Origin of the sequence: Caballeronia sp. GAFFF2 (genome assembly GCF_023631485.1) — a bacterium.
Classification (GTDB): domain Bacteria; phylum Pseudomonadota; class Gammaproteobacteria; order Burkholderiales; family Burkholderiaceae; genus Caballeronia.
Map to the genome: position 1 here is coordinate 1 of NZ_JALQDA010000102.1, position 458 is coordinate 458.

Consider the following 458-nt stretch of genomic DNA (forward strand, 5'->3'; position numbering starts at 1 on the left):
TCGATGGCGGCCTGCGGATACTTCAGGCGCGCTTGCTTGAGCAGTCGAGTGCGGCGACGATCATCGCGCCAACTTGCTTCCCGGTCGACCAGCAACGACAGGCGTTCCTCGAAGCTCAGAGCCGCAGTACCGGGCTGCGTCAGTTGCTCTTCCAATCCGTCAGCGAACCCATCCAACTTCAGGGTGCGTAGTTGCGTCAAGGTTTGATGCATCATCATGGCGGGTTCTCTTTATTGATAGTAGCTGGGGCCACGGACATGCGCGTGACTCGGACTGACCCACTCGACGGGCGTGGTCGCTGCCGCGCGGTCGCGGTTGTTGATGAGGATGTCGCACACGTGGCGGTAACGATGTACACCCAATTCAAGCGCCAACGCGCACGCCGCTTCGAGACGGTCGCGACCATAGCGACGTGAGAGCGAGAGCAAGCCAAGGCACGCCCGATAGCCGTGCTCGGG

The 458-nt window shown here is 61.6% G+C and carries 1 protein-coding gene and 1 pseudogene; both read right to left on the reverse strand.

The annotated features are described in order from the left end of the window. A partial coding sequence (locus NCT04_RS34300; RefSeq protein ID WP_250470287.1) for an ATP-binding protein occupies positions 1 to 218 on the reverse strand: 218 nt, incomplete at its 3' end. 12 nt (positions 219 to 230) lie between these two features. Continuing rightward, positions 231 to 458: pseudogene (locus tag NCT04_RS34305) on the reverse strand (IS21 family transposase); the annotation flags it as partial.